The sequence below is a fragment of the Devosia sp. genome (assembly GCF_036406155.1).
Classification (GTDB): domain Bacteria; phylum Pseudomonadota; class Alphaproteobacteria; order Rhizobiales; family Devosiaceae; genus Devosia_A.
Genome location: NZ_DASWVV010000180.1, coordinates 1 through 13,912, shown reverse-complemented (window position 1 = coordinate 13,912; position 13,912 = coordinate 1). Strand labels below are relative to the sequence as shown.

General features: G+C 69.3%; 20 protein-coding genes. 12 read left to right on the top strand and 8 right to left on the bottom strand.

The window, feature by feature from the left end; all coding sequences use genetic code 11:
* Positions 1 to 535: DnaJ C-terminal domain-containing protein (locus tag VGD93_RS11905; protein WP_395012304.1), on the top strand; the 535-nt coding region annotated here is incomplete at its 5' end.
* Here VGD93_RS11905 and VGD93_RS11900 read toward each other — a convergent pair.
* On the bottom strand, positions 514 to 1,479 hold the full coding sequence (locus VGD93_RS11900) for an L-threonylcarbamoyladenylate synthase (protein WP_395012302.1): 966 nt from the start codon (positions 1,477 to 1,479) through the stop codon (positions 514 to 516). The two genes, VGD93_RS11905 and VGD93_RS11900, sit on opposite strands and share 22 nt — an antisense overlap.
* Before the next feature lie 74 nt (positions 1,480 to 1,553).
* Between VGD93_RS11900 and VGD93_RS11895 the strand changes: the two genes are divergently transcribed.
* The 4 genes from VGD93_RS11895 (at position 1,554) to VGD93_RS11880 (ending at position 4,263) form a co-directional block, all read left to right on the top strand.
* A complete protein-coding gene (locus VGD93_RS11895; protein WP_395012300.1) occupies positions 1,554 to 2,483 on the top strand; it encodes a histone deacetylase family protein in 930 nt (309 codons plus the stop codon).
* Positions 2,484 to 2,572: 89 nt separating this feature from the next.
* Positions 2,573 to 2,824: an exodeoxyribonuclease VII small subunit gene (locus VGD93_RS11890; RefSeq protein ID WP_395012298.1), complete on the top strand. Its 252-nt coding sequence runs from the start codon at positions 2,573 to 2,575 to the stop codon at positions 2,822 to 2,824.
* Positions 2,825 to 2,926: 102 nt separating this feature from the next.
* Positions 2,927 to 3,529, top strand: coding sequence for an SCO family protein (locus VGD93_RS11885; protein ID WP_395012296.1), 603 nt, complete (start codon positions 2,927 to 2,929; stop codon positions 3,527 to 3,529).
* Complete coding sequence (locus tag VGD93_RS11880; RefSeq protein ID WP_395012294.1) at positions 3,526 to 4,263, top strand: TlyA family RNA methyltransferase; 738 nt, start codon at positions 3,526 to 3,528, stop codon at positions 4,261 to 4,263. Before VGD93_RS11885 ends, VGD93_RS11880 begins: the two co-directional genes overlap by 4 nt.
* Here the strand turns inward: VGD93_RS11880 and aroC are convergent.
* The 5 genes from aroC to VGD93_RS11855 all read right to left on the bottom strand — a co-directional run bounded on the left by aroC (position 4,250) and on the right by VGD93_RS11855 (position 7,567).
* On the bottom strand, positions 4,250 to 5,371 hold the full coding sequence (gene aroC / locus VGD93_RS11875) for a chorismate synthase (RefSeq protein ID WP_395012292.1): 1,122 nt from the start codon (positions 5,369 to 5,371) through the stop codon (positions 4,250 to 4,252). The two genes, VGD93_RS11880 and aroC, sit on opposite strands and share 14 nt — an antisense overlap.
* A gap of 64 nt (positions 5,372 to 5,435) precedes the next feature.
* A complete protein-coding gene (locus VGD93_RS11870) occupies positions 5,436 to 5,702 on the bottom strand; it encodes a type II toxin-antitoxin system RelE family toxin (protein WP_395012290.1) in 267 nt (88 codons plus the stop codon).
* Positions 5,692 to 5,949: a type II toxin-antitoxin system Phd/YefM family antitoxin gene (locus VGD93_RS11865; protein ID WP_395012288.1), complete on the bottom strand. Its 258-nt coding sequence runs from the start codon at positions 5,947 to 5,949 to the stop codon at positions 5,692 to 5,694. Before VGD93_RS11865 ends, VGD93_RS11870 begins: the two co-directional genes overlap by 11 nt.
* Positions 5,950 to 6,086: 137 nt before the next feature.
* A complete protein-coding gene (locus tag VGD93_RS11860; RefSeq protein WP_395012287.1) occupies positions 6,087 to 6,725 on the bottom strand; it encodes a histidine phosphatase family protein in 639 nt (212 codons plus the stop codon).
* 29 nt (positions 6,726 to 6,754) lie between these two features.
* Positions 6,755 to 7,567, bottom strand: coding sequence for an enoyl-ACP reductase FabI (locus VGD93_RS11855; RefSeq protein WP_395012285.1), 813 nt, complete (start codon positions 7,565 to 7,567; stop codon positions 6,755 to 6,757).
* Positions 7,568 to 7,672: 105 nt separating this feature from the next.
* On the opposite strand from VGD93_RS11855, the gene VGD93_RS11850 reads away from it, so the two are divergent.
* On the top strand, positions 7,673 to 9,079 hold the full coding sequence (locus VGD93_RS11850; protein ID WP_395012283.1) for an FAD-binding oxidoreductase: 1,407 nt from the start codon (positions 7,673 to 7,675) through the stop codon (positions 9,077 to 9,079).
* Here the strand turns inward: VGD93_RS11850 and VGD93_RS11845 are convergent.
* Positions 9,076 to 9,831: an SOS response-associated peptidase gene (locus VGD93_RS11845; protein ID WP_395012282.1), complete on the bottom strand. Its 756-nt coding sequence runs from the start codon at positions 9,829 to 9,831 to the stop codon at positions 9,076 to 9,078. The two genes, VGD93_RS11850 and VGD93_RS11845, sit on opposite strands and share 4 nt — an antisense overlap.
* Positions 9,832 to 9,900: 69 nt before the next feature.
* On the opposite strand from VGD93_RS11845, the gene VGD93_RS11840 reads away from it, so the two are divergent.
* The 6 genes from VGD93_RS11840 to VGD93_RS11815 all read left to right on the top strand — a co-directional run bounded on the left by VGD93_RS11840 (position 9,901) and on the right by VGD93_RS11815 (position 13,379).
* Positions 9,901 to 10,299, top strand: coding sequence for an NUDIX domain-containing protein (locus tag VGD93_RS11840; RefSeq protein ID WP_395012280.1), 399 nt, complete (start codon positions 9,901 to 9,903; stop codon positions 10,297 to 10,299).
* Between the two features lie 42 nt (positions 10,300 to 10,341).
* Positions 10,342 to 10,725: a TIGR02301 family protein gene (locus VGD93_RS11835; RefSeq protein ID WP_395012279.1), complete on the top strand. Its 384-nt coding sequence runs from the start codon at positions 10,342 to 10,344 to the stop codon at positions 10,723 to 10,725.
* Between the two features lie 87 nt (positions 10,726 to 10,812).
* Positions 10,813 to 11,091: a hypothetical protein gene (locus VGD93_RS11830; RefSeq protein ID WP_395012277.1), complete on the top strand. Its 279-nt coding sequence runs from the start codon at positions 10,813 to 10,815 to the stop codon at positions 11,089 to 11,091.
* 134 nt (positions 11,092 to 11,225) lie between these two features.
* Complete coding sequence (locus VGD93_RS11825; RefSeq protein WP_395012275.1) at positions 11,226 to 12,050, top strand: YgfZ/GcvT domain-containing protein; 825 nt, start codon at positions 11,226 to 11,228, stop codon at positions 12,048 to 12,050.
* Between the two features lie 98 nt (positions 12,051 to 12,148).
* On the top strand, positions 12,149 to 12,763 hold the full coding sequence (locus tag VGD93_RS11820; protein WP_395012273.1) for a hydrolase: 615 nt from the start codon (positions 12,149 to 12,151) through the stop codon (positions 12,761 to 12,763).
* A 97-nt stretch (positions 12,764 to 12,860) separates the two neighbouring features.
* Entirely contained in the window at positions 12,861 to 13,379 is a 519-nt protein-coding gene (locus tag VGD93_RS11815; protein WP_395012271.1) for a hypothetical protein, read from the top strand.
* A gap of 12 nt (positions 13,380 to 13,391) precedes the next feature.
* Here the strand turns inward: VGD93_RS11815 and VGD93_RS11810 are convergent.
* Positions 13,392 to 13,912: cell wall hydrolase (locus tag VGD93_RS11810; RefSeq protein WP_395012269.1), on the bottom strand; the 521-nt coding region annotated here is incomplete at its 5' end.

Here is a 13,912-nt window from a genome sequence, read left to right as displayed (position 1 = left end):
CGGCTTCCGCACGGCGGGCCTGCGCGGCGAGGACGTCAACCTCACCGCCGCGGTCTCGCTCGAGGACGCCCACAAGGCGGCGAGCGTGCCGCTCAGAATGCCGAACGGCAAGGTGCTGAACGTCAAGCTGCCCGACAAGGTCGAGGAAGGCCAGCAGATCCGGCTCAAGGGCCAGGGCCTGGCGTCCCCGGTGGGCGGCGAGCCCGGCGACGCCATCGTCACCGTCAAGTTCGAGCGGCACCGGCACCTGCGGCGCGACGGCAAGGATTTGCGCGCCGACCTGCCGGTCACGCTGTACGAAGCGGTGCTGGGGGCCAAGGTGCGGGTGCCGACGCTGGACGGGCCGGTGGAACTCACCCTGCCGCCGGGGGTGAACACCACCAAGGCGCTGCGGCTCAAGGGCAAGGGCCTGCACGGCGAGGGCGACCTCTACGTCCAGCCCAGGGTGGTGCTGCCGCAGGGGGGCGACCCCGACCTCGAAAGCCTGATGCGGTTCTGGCGCGACCAGAAGCCCTACAAGGTGCGCGACAGCTGATCCCGCGGGGCGGCGGCGCGGCGCAGCCGGTCGTTGATGGCCTCGCCCAGCCCCGTCTGCGGAATCGGCGCCACCGCAATGGCGGCGGCCTCGCCATCGAGTTCATGCAACATGGAAAAGAGGTTGCGCGCGGCCTCGCGCAGGTCGCCCGACGGCGACAGGTTGCGGGACACCCCGGCGATGGCGGCCGGCATCGGGCCGAAGCCGAGGAAGGCTTCGCCCGGGCGTGGCGCCGCCGCGTCGAGGCGGAGGGCGGCGGCAGGTGCGTAGTGGCTGGCCAGCATGCCGGGGGCGGCGACGGCCGCGCCGGCGGCGGCAACGGCCACCGGCCGGCCGATCTCGGCTTCGATCTCGTCGCGCGGCAGCGCCCCTGCCCTGAGCTGGATCGCCGCGTCGTCCCGGATGGCGAGGATGGTCGATTCCACCCCGGCGGTGCAGGGGCCACCATCGAGGACCGGCACGCGGCCGCCGAAATAGGAGCGCACCTGGGCGGCGGCGGTCGGCGACAACCGGCCCGAGGGGTTGGCCGACGGGCCGGCCAGCGGCATGCCGGCGGCACGGATCAGGGCCTGCGTCAGGGGATGGGCCGGAACGCGCACGCCCACGGTGTCGAGCCCGGCCGTCACCAGATCGGACAGCGGCGAGCCGGGTTTCCTGGGCAGGACAAGCGTCAATGGCCCCGGCCAGAAGCGGGCGGCCAGCCGGCGCGCCAGCGGCGTGAAGGCGACCAGCGTCTCCGCCATGGCCAGATCGGCGCAATGCACGATCAGCGGGTTGAAGCGCGGCCTGCCCTTGGTCTCGTAGATCGACAGCACCGCCGCCGAATTGGTGGCGTCGGCCCCGAGGCCGTAGACCGTCTCGGTGGGAAAGGCGACGAGGCCGCCCGCCTTCAGAATGCCGGCCAGACGAACGATTTCCAACGGATCCTGAACGGCGGCGGGCATGGCCTGTGTTTGACAAGCCCCGCGGGCCGCGTCAAGGAATCGAACGAAGGATTTCGTGCCCGTCCGGAGCGGCAGTGACCACCCTGCTCGTCAGCCAGCGCAATTTCGAGAGCCACGTGACGCCCGACGGGCACCCCGAGCGGCCGGACCGGCTGCGGGCCGTCGAAGCGGCGCTGAGCGCCGAGCGTTTTGCGCCGCTGCTGCGCCGGGACGCGCCGTCCGCCGATCTCAACCTCGCCGAACTGGTCCACGCCCCCGGCTACCTCGAGGCGCTGAGGCGGGCCCGGCCGGCGGAAGGGATCGGGCGCATCGACGAGGATACGTTCATTTCGTCGGGCTCGCTCGACGCCTGCGCCACGGCCTTGGGCGGGGCCCTGCTGGCGCTGGAGGCGGTGGCGCTGGGCGAGGCGGCCAACGCCTTCTGCGCCGTGCGCCCGCCCGGGCACCATGCCGAGTTCGAGCAGCCGATGGGCTTCTGCCTCGTCAATACCATTGCCATCGCGGCGCGGCAGGCGCAGCGCATGCACGGCGCCGAGCGCGTGGCGATCGTCGATTTCGACGTACACCACGGCAACGGCACGCAGGACATCTTCAAGGCCGACGCCTCCGTGTTCTACGCCTCCAGCCACCAGATGCCGCTGTTCCCCGGCACCGGCTCGCCGCTGGACCAGGGGGTGGGCAACATCCACAATCTGCCGCTCACCGCCGGCAGCAACGGCGCCGTCATGCGCGCGGCCTATGACGCGCGCATCTTCCCGGCGCTCGAAGCCTTCCGGCCGGACTTCATCCTGGTGTCGGCGGGGTTCGACGCCGACTACCGCGATCCGCTGGCGGGGCTCAACTGGGTGCCCGAGGACTTCGCCTGGCTCACCCTTCGGCTGGTCGAGATCGCGGAGCGATATTGCGACGGGCGGATCGTGTCGCTGCTCGAAGGCGGCTACGACCGCAACGGTCTCGCCGAGGGGGCGGCGGCGCACGTTGCTGCCCTGATGGGCGCCGCTTGAGGCGGAGCCGGCACCTTCCTCTTGTGGGAGGCGACGGCGAAGGGATAGGACAAACCTGTACACGAGCGAATCCGCAGCGAGGACCCGACTTGCCCGAGACCGACAATGACGACGTCAAGGCGATGAGCTTCGAGACGGCGCTGGCCGAACTGGAGCGCATCGTCGCCGCGCTCGAGGGGGGCAAGGCACCCCTCGCCGAATCCATCGCCATCTACGAGCGCGGCGAGGCGCTGAAGCGCCAGTGCGAGACGCTGCTCAAGGCCGCCGAGGCGCGCATCGAGAAGATCACGCTGTCCCGCGACGGGCGGGCCGTGGGCACCGAGCCACTCGACGGCCAGTAGCCGCCGCCCCGCCCCATCAACATGCCGTGAGCGCGCGGCGATGACGCGGTTCCTTCAGACGCGCCAGCGCTATAAGGCAGCGCGCAGCAACACGAGCCAGACATGACCGCAGATTCCTCCCCGGCCCTCGCCCGCTTCCGCCTGATCCTGTGGGGCCTCGTCCTCGTTGCCGCGGTGGCGGCGACGGCGCTGTTCCTGCTCAGGCCGCCGGCCAGCCCGCTCGGGGTGACGGGCAAGCCGTTCACGCTGACGACGACCACCGGGGGGACGTTCACCGAGCAGGATCTCAAGGGCACCCCGAGCCTCGTGTTCTTCGGCTACACGTTCTGCCCCGACGTGTGCCCGACGACGCTGGCCGAGACGGTGGTGTGGAAAGAAGCGCTGGGGATCGACGCCGGCGACCTGCGCACCATCTTCATCACCGTCGATCCCGAGCGCGACACGCGCGAAGTGCTGGCCGACTACCTGGGCGGGTTCGACCCGCAGGTCATCGGTCTGGTGGGCACGCCCGAGCAGACGGAGGCGGCCAAGGCGGCGTTCGGCGCCATGTCGGAGAAGGTCGAGAGCGGCGATGAGTACTACCTCGTCAACCACACCGCGAGCGTCTTCCTGATGAACCGGGACGGGACGTTCCAGGGGACCATCGCCTATGGCGAGGCCAAGGACACGGCGGTGGCCAAGATCAAGCGCCTGATCGGGGGATGAGCGGCCGGCGCCGCCTCGACCAGGCGCTCGAGGCGCGCGGGCTGCTGCCGAGCCGGGCGCGGGCCCGCGACGCCATCCTGCGCGGCACCGTTGCCGTCAACGGCGTCGTGGCCAGCAAGCCGAACCAGCAGGTGTCCGACAGCGACGCCATCGTGCTCGCCGATCCCGCTGCAGGCTACGTGTCGCGGGCGGCGCTGAAGCTGATCGCCGGGCTCGACGCCGGCGGCATCGCGGTGGCCGGAAAGACCTGCCTCGACCTCGGGGCGTCCACGGGGGGCTTCACCCAGGTGCTGCTCGAGCGCGGGGCGGCGCGGGTCTATGCCGTCGACGTCGGGCATGGGCAACTGCACCCGAGCGTCGCCGCCGATCCGGCGGTGGTCGCCATGGAAGGCGCCAATGCCCGCGACCTGGGCCGCGCCGAGGTACCCGAGCCGATCGGGCTGCTGGCGTGCGACGTGAGCTTCGTGTCGGTGACCAAGGTGCTGGCGGCGCCGCTGGCGCTGTGCGCGCCGCAGGCCGACGCGGTCATCCTGATCAAGCCGCAGTTCGAGGTGGGGCGCGAGCATGTCGGCAGAGGCGGCATCGTCGGCGACGCGGCGGCGATCGCGACGGCGACCGAGGCCGTGATCGCCTTCATGGCCGGGCGCGGCTGGACCCTGACCGTCGCCCTGCCCTCGCCCATCGCCGGCGGGGACGGCAATCGGGAAACGGTGGCGGTGTTCAGCCGCCGCTAGCCGGAAACCCCACCCCGCCGTCGCGGCCGGTCTGGCCGCGATGGCGCAGGAAATGGTCGGCCAGCACCACCGCCATCATGGCTTCGCCGATCGGCACCGCGCGGATGCCGACGCACGGGTCGTGCCGCCCCTTGGTGACGATTTCTGCATCCTCGTTGGCGGTCGTCACCGTCCGGCGCGGGGTGATGATGGAGGAGGTCGGCTTGACGGCGAAGCGCACGACGACCGGATCGCCGCTGGAGATGCCGCCGAGGATGCCGCCGGCCTTGTTGGAGGTGAAGTAAGGCCCGGCATTGCCGGCCCGCATCTCGTCGGCATTCTCGGTCCCCGTCAGCGCCGCTGCGGCGAAGCCGGCGCCGATCTCGACGCCCTTGACGGCGTTGATCGACATCATCGCCGCGGCGAGATCCGCCGAGAGCTTGCCGTAGATCGGCGCGCCCCAGCCGGGGGGCACGCCCTCGGCGACGACTTCGATCACCGCGCCCACGGAATTGCCGGACTTGCGGATGGAGTCGAGATAGGGTTCCCAGGCTGCCGCGGCGCTGGCGTCGGCGCAGAAGAACGGGTTGCGATCCACTTCCGCCCAGTCGAAATTGGCATAGTCGATCTTGTGCGGGCCCATCTGCACCAGCGAGGCACGGATGGTGACCTCCGGGATGACCAGCCGGGCCACGGCTCCAGCGGCGACACGGGCCGCGGTCTCGCGCGCCGAGGCGCGCCCGGAGCCCTTGTAGTCGCGGATGCCGTATTTCTGCTGGTAGGTGAAATCGGCATGGCCGGGCCGGTACTTGTCCCTGATCTCCGTATAGTCCTTGGAGCGCTGGTCGGTGTTTTCGATCAGCATGGAGATGGGCGTGCCGGTGGTCTTGAGCACGCCGTCGCGGCCGTCCTCGAAGGTGCCGGACAGGATGCGGACCTGGTCGTCCTCGCGCCGCTGCGTGGTGAAGCGCGACTGGCCCGGCCGGCGCCGGTCGAGATCGCGCTGGATCACGTCCTCGCCGATCGGAATGCCCGGCGGGCAGCCGTCGACGACGACGCCGAGCGCCGGCCCGTGGCTCTCACCCCAGGTGGTGAAGCGGAACATGTGGCCGAAGGTGTTGAATGACATTCAATGCCCCTAGATCGAAGGGGTTCTATTGGCTTCTGTATGCCCCGGTCAATCGTGGCGGGCGCTAGATTGCGTCGTAGATGTCGTCGCGTCGTCCCAAAGCGACGACCAGCACCAGCACTCTCCTGTCGTCGACCGAGTAGATAAGCCGGTAGCCCTTGTCCCGCAGCTTGATCTTGTAGTGGTGCGGCTTGAAATGCAGTGCGTCTTTGGAAACCCGCGGATTGACCAGTCGCTCCCGCAGCTTGCTGCGGAACATCTCACGCGTTTCGGAATCCAGCTTCTTCCAGGCCCTCAGCGCCTTTGGCTCGAAAGCGAGCTCATACGTCATCGATGCTCACGCGAACCGGCTCCTCATGCTCCATCGCTTCGAGGTCTTCGGCAATCCCGGCATCGTCGTGCAATTCCTGCGCGTATTCCCAAACCGCTGGCGACACCACATAGGCGACGACCCGATTGTGGTTGAGGATAGCCACCGCCTGCGATTCCGCTGCTTTCATGACAGCGGCGGGATTTCTCTTGAGATCGGTGACGCTGACCGCCAGGTCAGCCTCGACACGCTGGAACATCTTGTTCATGAACGGCTCCGTATCTGGTACCGAAATATGGTGCCGAATAGCGGTCCAGTCAATGGGGCTCTGCAATGCATGCGCCGCCTCCGTTCGTGCATGAACGTGGCAAACGCGGCCGTCAACATGGCGTTTGGCGCCGACCCTCAGTCGTCCCAGCTGGCGCCGGCGGGGTACACGGTCGCCCGCCCCTCGGCGAAGTGGACAACCGAATCCTGCGGCGGAAACCAGTTGACCGCCTCCTCGGCGGGGAAATCCTCGATCAGCCGGCGCAGCACGCGCAGCACGCCGCCATGCGAGACGACGACGGCCCGGCGCTGCAAGCCGCTGCCGAAGTCGACGAGGCGCTGCGCGAGGTCGTCGTAGCTCTCGCCGGCGGGCGGCCGGAAGAACCAGAAGCTGGCGTCGCGCTCGCCGGCGATGGCCATGGCGCCTTCCGCCAGCTCCTTGTGCAGGCGCCCCTCGTAGATGCCGAAGGAGAGTTCGATCAGTCGCGCATCGATGGTGACTTCCGGCAGCGGCCCGGCAAAGCAGGCCCGGATCCGCTCCATGGTCTCGCGCGTCCGCCCAAGCGGGGAGACGTACCAGTCGAACTCGTCGGGGCGGCGGCCGCCGCGGGCGAACAGGTCGCGCAGGAGAGCCCCGTTATTGTCGGCCTGGCCGCGGCCGACGGCGTTGAGCGGGATGTCGCGCGAGCCCTGGTAGCGGCCCTCGGCGTTCCAGTCGGTCTGGCCGTGGCGGACGAAATAGAGCTCCGGCCAGACAAGGGCGGTGCGCTCGCGCATCGGCCGAAGTGCTCCCGTCTGCCAGGCGCCTACTGGCCGGCCGCCACGTCCGTTTCGTCGTCGAGCAGCTTCATGCCGACGATGCTGTAGCCGCCATCGACATAGTGGACCTGGCCGGTGACGCCGCTGGCGAGGCCGGACAGCAGATAGAGCGCCGAATTGCCGACGTCGTCGATGCTGACATTGCGGCGCAGAGCGGAATTGGCCTCCTGCCAGTGCAGCATGTCACGCAGCCCGGAAATGCCCGAGGCGGCGAGCGTCTTGATGGCCCCGGCGGAAATGGCGTTGACCCGGATGCCGTTCTTGCCCATGTCCACCGCCAGGTAGCGGACGGAGGCCTCCAGCGCCGCCTTGGCCACGCCCATGACGTTGTAGTTGGGCACGTATTTCTCGGAGCCGTAATAGGTCAGCGTCAGCAGCGCGGCGCCCGGCGCCATCAGCTTCTCGGCGCGCCTGGCCACGGCGGTGAAGGAATAGACCGAGATGTTCATGGTGAGGGCGAAGTTCTCGGCCGTGGTGTCGATGTAGCGCCCCTCGAGCTCGTCCTTGTTGGAAAAGCCGATGGCGTGCACGAGGAAATCGAGCTTGCCCCACTTCTCCTTGAGAACGCGGAAGGTCTCGTCCATGGCCGGATCGCTGGTGACGTCGCACTCGACCAGGGTGTCGACACCGATCTCGGCCGCCAGCGGCTCGACGCGCTTCTTGAGCGCTTCGCCCTGGTACGAGAAGGCGATTTCGGCGCCCTGCGCGGCCAGCGCCCTGGCGATGCCCCAGGCGATGGAACGGTTGTTCGCCACGCCCATGATCAGCCCGCGCTTGCCGGCCATCAACCCTTCCGCCATTCCCTGCTCCCGTCGTTTTGGAGGACTTGGGCAGCTTGTCGCACAGGGGCCGCGGGCGGGCAAGTTAGAGCTTGCGCGCCGCCCGCGCCGGATTATGGTCGCGCCATGCCGCTGACCAATCAGCAAATCATTGCCGGGATTGAGGGATTGCTCGGGCACGTGCTGAGCGATCCGGCGCGGATGGCAAGCTACGTCGAAGAGCCGCGGCGGCGCTTCCACGTCCCGGCGCTGGCGGTGGCCGTCCCCACCACTGTCGCGGACGTGCAGAAGCTGGTCGCCTGGGCCAACGACAACCGCGTGCCGCTGATCCCGCAAGGCGGCAATACCGGGCTGGTGGGCGGGCAGGTGCCGCTGGCGGGCAACGAGGTGATCGTCTCCACCACGCGGCTCCAGGGGGTGCGCGAGGTCAATGCCGAGGCCGGGCACATGACGCTGGAAGCCGGCGTGATCCTCGAGCAGGCACAGCGGCTGGCCGACGAGGCGGGGGCGCTGTTCCCGCTGCACATCGCCAGCCAGGGCTCGGCCCGCATCGGCGGGGTACTGTCGACGAATGCCGGCGGCGTCGGCGTGCTGGCCTACGGCAACGCGCGCGCCCTGTGCCTCGGGGTCGAGGCGGTGCTGGCCGATGGCCGGCTGTACCAGGGCCTAAGTTCGCTGAGGAAGGACAATACCGGCTACGACCTCAAGGACCTGCTGGTGGGGGCCGAGGGCACGCTCGGCATCATCACGGCGGCGACGCTCAAGCTGTTTCCGAAGCCCGAGGATTACGAAACGGCCCTCGTCAACGTGGCGACGCCGGACGACGCGCTGCAGCTGTTCCATGCGCTGAGCGAGCGGGCGGGCGGGCGGTTGACGGCGTTCGAGCTGCTGCCGCGCTTCGGCATCGAGATGCTGCTCCAGCACGGCATGATCGAGCGCGACCCGGCCGCCAGCCACGCGCCGTGGTACTGCCTGATCGAGGTGAGCCGCATGCGCGGCACCCCCGAAGGCACGCTCGTGGACGGGCTCGCGGCGGCGGTGGACGCGGGGCTGGTGGCGGACGCGGCCGTGGCCGGGTCGTTGCGGGAGCGGGCCCTGATGTGGGCGGCGCGCGAGAACTTGAGCGAGGTGCAGAGCCGCGAGGGCGCCTCGATCAAGCACGACGTGTCGGTGCCGATCGCGCAGGTACCACGCCTGATCGGGGAGGGATCGCTGGCCGCCGCGCGGCTTGTTCCCGGCATTCGCCCCTGCCCCTTCGGGCACATGGGCGACGGCAACATCCATTTCAACTTCACCCAGCCGGCCGGCGCCGACGGCAAGGCGTTCATGGCCGGCGCCGACGCGGTGCACGCGGCCATCCACGAGATCGTGGCGCGGCTGGGCGGCTCGATCTCGGCCGAGCACGGCATCGGCCAGCTGAAGACGGCACTGCTCAAGCAGGTGAAGGACCCGGTGGCGCTCGACATGATGCGGGCGATCAAGCGGGCGCTCGACCCCAACGGCATCCTGAACCCGGGCAAGGTGCTGGTCTAGAACAGGTCCAGCTGCGTGCTGCCCGCGGCCTTGCGGCGCCGGGCCGGCCGGGCTTCGGCCGCAAGCGCCGCCGTCTCCTCGGGCGTCAGCGCGCGGATGAGTTCGGGGCCCTCGGCATTGGCGTTGCCGATGGCGGTGCCGACCGGGTGGTAGCGCATGGTGTCGGGCGGCGGCGGCAGCGCCAGCTGCACCGCCGCTGTGCGGTCGACCTCGCGGATATTGAGCCAGGCGTCGACCGCCGCCTCCGAGCGCAGCAATGCCGGCATGCGGTCGTAGATGCGTGCCACCTCCTCGTTGGGCGGGACGGTGACGATGGCGGCGGTATCCACCTCCTCGCCATTGGGCCCCATCCAGGTCGAATAGAGCCCGGCAAAGGCCATGGTCCGGCCGTCCGCCTCGGTGATGTAGTAGGGCTGTTTCGTGCCGTCAGCCCGCTTCACCCACTCGTAATAGCCGCTGGCCGGGATGACGCAGCGCTGGTTGCGCACGGCGTCGCGGAAGGCGGGCTTGTCGGCCATGCCTTCGGCGCGGGCGTTGATCAGCAGGGGAAAGTCGCGCGGGTCCTTGACCCAGTTGGGTACGAACCCCCAGCGCACCAGTTGCGCCGTGCGCCGGCCCATCTGCTCCCAGACCACGGGGATCGGCTGCGTCGGCGCGATGTTGTAGCGCGGCGGATAGACGAGCTCGTTGAGCATCTTGAACAGCGCCAGCATGGCGTCTGGCGGCAGGATGAAAGCGTAGCGCCCGCACATGGTCGTATCCCGTTGTGTGCTGCTTAGTTAGGCGCTTGCGCGCCGAACGGCAAACTGCACAGTGCCGCCATGGAAACCAAACCCGATGCCGCCAGCGTGGCGCTGATCGAGGGGACCAGGGTGCTGCTGATCCGGCGGGCGCAGCCGCCGGCGCTCGGCCTGTGGACGCTGCCCGGCGGGCGGCTGGAAGCCGGCGAGACCGCCGAGCAGTGCGCCGCCCGCGAGATCGGCGAGGAACTGGGGCTGCGCGTCGGCCGGCTGCGGCCGGTGACCCAGCTGTCGGTGGGCGAAGCGCGGCGCTTCCTGCTGCAGGTGTTTGCCACCGAGACGTTCGCCGGCGAGGTCACGCCGTCAGACGAGATCGCCGACTGGCGCTGGGTGCCGGCGCACGCGCCAGCAGGGCTGGCGACGACTCCCGGGCTCGGCGACGTGCTGGCGCGGGCCATGGCGATCGCCGGCAGGCGCTGAGCGGGGTGGCGGCGCGGCGGCATTTCGACTAGGTATCGCCCGATGCCGACGCTACGCTCCATCCGCCGTCTTGTGGGCGCGACCGCGCTGGGGCTGCTGCTGGCGGCCCCTCCCGCGCTCGCGATCGACCCGCCCTACCAGGAGCAGATGGAGCGGCTGGCGGAGATCATGGGCAGCCTGTATTTCCTGCAGCCGCTCTGCGTCGACAATGCCCAGGACTGGCGCGCCCAGATGGCCGAACTCATCAATCTCGACCAGCCCGACGAGGACCGGCGGCAGCGCCTCGCCGGCGCCTTCAACGGCGGCTACGCCGCCTACGCCCGCCTCTACCGCGTCTGCACGGTGTCCGCCGCCGAAGCGCTGACGCGCCTGCTGGTGGAGGCGGAGCAGACGGCCCGCGACATCCATTCGCGCTACGCCGAATAGGCGAATTAAGGATAAGTCCCGATAAGGTGTTAACCTTCGGGTCATAATCGGTGGCCAGCGCCCCCCATTGCGTGCTACCCCCGCAGCATGAAAGCCAACAAGCCGATCTTCGCCGCGTCCGAGGCCGAGACGCTCCTGGGGTTCGACCACGAGGAGCGCCAGCTGGCCCTGGAATATGTTGCCGAGGCCTGGAACGCCGCCGAAGAAGAGGGCGTGGAGAGCGCCGCGCTGGCGCACGCCTCGCTGTTCGCGGCCCTGACGACGCTGGTCGAGGCGCATGGCGAGGAAGCGGCGGCCGACATGGTGGCCGCGCTCACCGAGCGCATCCGCTGCGGCGAATACAGCCTCAGGCGCTCGCTGCAGTAAGGGCCGCCGCGCCTACCGGCCCCCGCGTTTCGGGTCCGTCCCGGTCGACCGGCGAGCGGCTTGAAGATCGGGCCGCAGTGCGCGATGTCTTGGGTCCGCCGGGAGTCTCGAGGCGGGTCCAACGGAAGCACCCCATGCCGACAATCCTCCGTCCATCGCGCGCCCTATTCCGCTTTTCGGGACCGGAGGCGCACAAGCTGCTGTTCGACGTGGTCACCGCACGGGTGATGGCGGAGCCGGGGCCGGCAATGTGGTGGGCGCTGCTGTCGCCGCAGGGCAAGATCCAGGCCGAGGGCCTGAGCAGCTTCGCTGATGGCGCCTTCTGGCTGGATGTCGACGCCGCCACGGCCGACGACTTCTTCAGGCGCATGCGCATGTACAAGCTCAGGGCCAATGTGGAGATCGAGGATTTGCGCGAAAGCCACGCCGTGGGCTGGAGCGCGGACCACCCCGAGAGCGACAGGGCCGATGCCGACCCGCGCGGGGGTGGGCTTGGGTTCCGCGTGCTCGCCGGGCGCGACGAGGCCGCCGAATGGGAGCGGGACGACACGGCGTTCGCGCGCCGGCGGATCGGCGCGGGGATCGCGGAACTCGGCCCGGACTTTGCGCCCGACACGACCTTTGCGCATGATCTCGGCATGGACCTGCTCGGTGGCATCGACTTCAAGAAAGGCTGCTATGTGGGCCAGGAGGTGGTGAGCCGCATGCAGCACCGCGGCACGGCGCGGCGCCGGCCGGTGATCGTATCGGGCCTCGAGGCGGAAGCCGGGACGCCCGTGCTGGTCGGTGCGCGCGAGGCGGGCAGCATCGGGCAGGTCGTCGACGGGATGGCGGTCGCGATCCTCAGGCTGGACCGCATCACGGACGCGACAGCGGCGACCGTCAAGGGCAAGCCCGTGACGCTGTCGCTGCCCGCCTGGGCGACCTACGGCTTTGGCGAATCGGCGCCGGCTGATTAACTCTCCCTGCCCCTCATCCGGCGCTTCGCGCCACCTTCTCCCACGAGGGGAGAAGGCGCCGACTGCGTACTGCCGTGGCCAGGGGGAGCGGAGGACACATGGCGCGCGGAAAAGAACGGGCCTGGCAACGCATGCTGAGCGGGCGGCGGCTCGACCTGCTCGACCCCTCCCCGCTCGACATCGAGCTCTCCGACATCGCCCACGGCCTTGCCCGCGTCGCCCGCTGGAACGGGCAGACGCTGGGCGATTATCCGTTTTCGGTGGCCCAGCATTCCGTGCTGGTGCTCGAGATCTTCAAGGCGCTGAACCCGGAGGTCGACGCTCGGGCCCAGCTCTATGCGCTGCTGCACGATGCCCCCGAATACGTGACCGGTGATCTCATCTCGCCGTTCAAGGCGGCCATCGGCGGCAACTACAAGGACGTGGAAAACCGGCTGCTGGGTGCGGTCTATCTGCGCTTCTCGCTGGGCGCCCTGCCGCCCCCCGCTCTCACCCGGCAGATCAAGAAGGCCGACAAGGAGGCCGCCTATTTCGAAGCCGTCAACCTTGCCGGGTTCGACGCCGGCGAGGGGCGCCGCCTGTTCGGCGAGCCAACGGTGCCGGCCTTCGACATCGAGGCTTTCGACCGGCTGATCCGGCCATGGCCCACGCGCGAAGCGCACGACATATTCGTCGCCGCGGTGGAAAACCTCGCCGCCGCCGTCCATCCCTGATGGTGAAATTAATCTTAACGGGCGTTCCATTTTGACGCGCCGGTTGCCGACATGGTTGATGAACGGTTAACCGAGTCCCGTCGCGGGAGGCCTGCCAATGTCGATCACCTTGCGCTTCGCCACCGGTGGCGCGCTCGTCGCGCTGCTGGCCGGCGCCGCCCTGCTCCCGCTGCTGCCCCCGGCACACGCTGACGAGGCGCTCACCGCGGCCCTGTCCGGCGCCTCGGAGACGTTGGCGCGGACGCTGGACCCGGACGACCTGGTGAAGTTCGATTTCGCGGTCGAGCCGGGCGTGAGCGAAACCCTGATCTCGAGCACCACCGTGCGCAAGATCGGCTACGGGCGGACCCACCTCGTCGAGATCGTCACGACGCCGAGCGGCGTCTATTCGAGCGATGGGCTGGCATCGCCCCATATCCGCTACCCCGGCATCCACAAGCAGTGGAAGGGCGACCCGCATGGGGGCCTGGCGCTGTGGAGCAACGGACGTGGCTGGGTCGCGCACGCGGCGATCAACGCCAGCTCGTTCGTGACGCTGGTGCCATTCGCGGGCGGGGCGATGTTGATGACGGACGACAGCGGCTGCCTGTTCGTGGGCCGCACCGCCTATTGCTGAGACGCCGCCGCCCTACCCGAACTTCCAGCCGCGCTTGAAGTGGTAGAAGACGTGCTGGCCGATCTTGGTCACCTTCTTCATGCGCGGCGCCCAGTGCGGATGCACGTAGGTGGCATGATAGTGGGTGGCATAGCCCACTTCGCTCAGGTAGAGGTCGCCGGCAATGACGCCCCTGGCGATCTCCTCGGCCTGCACCCAGGCCTTCTTGTCGTAAACGCGTTCGGGAATGCCGTCGCAGGCAAACGAGAACTGGCAGGCGTTGCGCCGGTGCTGGTTCTGGAACACGACCGCGCAGATGGTTGCCGGGTACAGCTTGTGCTTGACCCGGTTCATGACCACCTGCCCCACCGCCACCTGGCCGCGATAGCTCTCGCCGCGCGCCTCGAAATAGATGGCGGTCGCCATGCAGTTGAGTTCCTTGGCGGAAACCTTCTTGCCGTCGCTCGCCCTGACGGTGCCGTCGAACACCGTGGCCGGCAAGTCGGCGCGCGCATAGGCGATCTGCTGCGACAGCGTGCGGGGCATCGGCGCAG